The organism is Paenibacillus sp. N119s, from assembly GCF_059447605.1.
Genome location: NZ_JCAJRU010000412.1, coordinates 1 through 2,102, shown reverse-complemented (window position 1 = coordinate 2,102; position 2,102 = coordinate 1). Strand labels below are relative to the sequence as shown.

Sequence of the window (2,102 nt, the reverse complement as noted above, 5' to 3'; positions counted from 1 at the left end):
AAAGCCTCGACCAGCGCATTGGATAAAGCCTGTGCCCCTCCCTGAATGTAATACGTTCCCTCCAAATGATAGCCAATCCAAGGAATGAAAAAATACAAGGCCGCCAGCCGCTTTGGAGGCAAACCATAATAAGCCCATAGGGCGGTGAAAAATTCCGTGAATCGGTCAGATAAGCCAAACTGACTTATAGCCTCCCAAGTGGTCATTTGCGTCCAGCGGAAGAAGGTGCCTGCTTTGAGCAGACCCACTATCTTATGCCAGGAAGTTAGGGAAGAATAAGCAGAGAAACCCGTTTCAAAACGGCGAATACCTGCGAAAAGCTTGTCGATGGCTGCTATCTCAGCAGGAAACATGTCTTTGAGAAGCTGCATATATTCCTCCACATCGGACGGGATATCAATAATCTGCCCTTCCCAGCGGATCGAGTAAGGGTGCTTTTTGCGGAGAGGAACGATTCGCTGGTCCACATCGCATTCCTTTAACATTCGACCGAAGCTGCCTTCTTCGAGTCCGCCGACGCCGTGCAAGGAGACATCAAAGGTATATCCTTTTCTTGTGAATTCAGTAGCAAAGCCGCCAGCCAAAATATGACTTTCAAATACAGCTGTCCGGTAACCCAGTGCAGTAAGTCTTGCTGCACAAGACAATCCACCCAGCCCTGCACCAATGACAATAACATCAAAATGGTTCATGATTTCATCTCCCTTGTTAACATCGTTATATAAGTTAACAGTGTTAAGTTAAGAAAATTATATACTACCGTATCCCTGTTGAGAAGGAAAATATTTTTATAAAAACATTCAAAAATGTAGCGCTTTCACTTGTCAGATTTCAGGGAGGATGCTATTCTTCAAGTGGGATTGTTACTGAAAAGGCAAAACCCGAGTACACTTGTGTACCCGGAGTTTGCCTTTTTTGATTTGTATGAGTTCCACAGCATACAGTCAGGCATCCTGAGCATATAGTAAGCGCTTTAAAAAAAACAACAAAGGAGATTATCTTATGCAAAAGAGACGTTTCGCCCTTGTTCTACTATCTTTCGTGTTCCTGCTTACGATCTTTTATCCATCCTCGAACTCTGCCGCAGCAGCAGCCGATGTTCCAGCACCACAGGCCACCCTGCTTACTGAGGTACAGCCTCTGGGTGAGGTTGTTTCAGCCGTTGTCCTGAAATACAGCACCAATATTGACGGAGCATCCCTGTCCACATCCAGCTTTCAGGTTCAATCTGTACTCAATGATGTATACACGGACAGAACCGTGACCGGTGTGTATACCAACGATACCGGTGCCATCACTAACCGCAGTACTCATGGCAAATATGTCGTGATCGAGCTGGATGCACAGGATAAAAACGCAAGCACCCTTACTTACGATTCAACAAGCGCAGTCAACCGCATCAATCCGTTGAACTATTACATTAGCCAAAAGAAGGATATTGCAACTTCAAAGAAAACAGTCGTTCCAGCCTCCGCACAGGCTATAAAAGCAACCGATAAAGTGACACCCATTGTAGACGATTTCCAAAAAAACACTTTTGAAAACAAAGCCGGCTTCAAACTCAACTATTTTACATTTGAACCTAAAGTAGAGCCCGGTAAAACCTACCCGTTGGTTGTATTCCTGCACGGAAACGGCGAACGCGGTGATGGAAACGGGGTTAACCTGCTAGCGAATGCTGGTGCAGTCACCTGGGCTTCTCCGGAGCAGCAAGCCAAGCATCCATCCTTCGTTATCGCTCCTCAAAGCCCGATTGACCTGGAGCATAAATTTATTTGGGCAGATGAACCGCGCAACAGCGCTGTTGCCGATTTGGTACGTGAAACGGCCCTGAAATATCCGATCGACACCAACCGCATCTATATCGTAGGTATTTCTCAAGGTGCCATGGGAACATGGAGATTGTTAGAAAAAAATCTTGATCTGTTCGCTGCTGGCGTACCTATTGCTGGTCTGACCAACTATGAAAAAGCGGTGAACATGTATGCCCCTGTTGACCCTGCACACGTTGAAGTATTGAAAAATGTTCCGATTTGGGCTTTTCATGCTGCAGACGATACGACAGTGAGTCCTAAGAACTCGGAAGAAATGGTTGCTGCCAT

General features: G+C 45.9%; 2 protein-coding genes. One reads left to right on the top strand and one right to left on the bottom strand.

Going from position 1 to position 2,102, the window contains the following annotated elements; all coding sequences use genetic code 11:
• Positions 1 to 692: phytoene desaturase family protein (locus AC5V8P_RS25270; RefSeq protein ID WP_495474024.1), on the bottom strand; the 692-nt coding region annotated here is incomplete at its 3' end.
• A 310-nt stretch (positions 693 to 1,002) separates the two neighbouring features.
• Between AC5V8P_RS25270 and AC5V8P_RS25265 the strand changes: the two genes are divergently transcribed.
• Positions 1,003 to 2,102 (top strand): peptidase (locus tag AC5V8P_RS25265; RefSeq protein WP_495474023.1); only part of this gene is annotated, 1,100 nt, incomplete at its 3' end.